Origin of the sequence: Rhizobium sp. 18055 (assembly GCF_902706285.1) — a bacterium.
Lineage (GTDB): Bacteria > Pseudomonadota > Alphaproteobacteria > Rhizobiales > Rhizobiaceae > Rhizobium.
On record NZ_CACSKD010000101.1, the window covers coordinates 1 to 616 of the forward strand.

1 protein-coding gene is annotated in these 616 nt (G+C 72.6%); it reads right to left on the minus strand.

Annotated features, from left to right (window positions below; translation table 11 throughout):
- Positions 1–40 precede the first annotated feature (40 nt).
- A partial coding sequence (locus GVL52_RS31640) for a LysR substrate-binding domain-containing protein (protein ID WP_200847943.1) occupies positions 41–616 on the minus strand: 576 nt, incomplete at its 5' end.

Genomic DNA, 616 nt, shown 5'->3' on the forward strand with positions numbered 1-616 from the left:
CCCTTATGGTGCCCCTACGGGCCCGGGCCTGCACGCGCCTTCAGGACACGGGGGAGGACGACGCCTCGCGCAGTGCGCGCAGCATGGCGGCCACCGCCATGCGGTCGGTGGTGTTCTCGCGCCAGTACATCGACACCGATCCGAAGCCCGACAGCCGCACCGGCAGCACGCGCAGCGCGCCCATGTGCGAGAAGCGCAGCGCCGCGCGGTGGGAGGCCAGGCCGATCATGTCGCTGTGGCCCAGCAGCGTGAGGTTGATGGTGACGGAGTTCGATTCCACGCTGCCCGGCGGCAGCGCATGCCCGGCGGCGGCCAGCGCGCCGTCGAGCGCGTTGCGGATGGGCGTGCCGCGCGGCCAGACCAGCCAGCGGAAGGCCATCAGGTCGCGCCAGCCGGGCGCCTCGCCCTCGGCGCGCTGCAGCAGCGGGTGCTGCGGGCGCGCCACCAGATGGATCGGCTCCATGTAGAGCGTCTCGGCATGGATGTGCGCATCGTGCAGCTCGGGCGCGGAGCGGCCCACCACCACGTCGAGTTCGCCGTGGGCCAGCTGCTGCATGAGCACGTTCATGGTGCTCTCGGCCAGCCGGATCTGCGCGCGCGGCAGCCACTCCAGCAG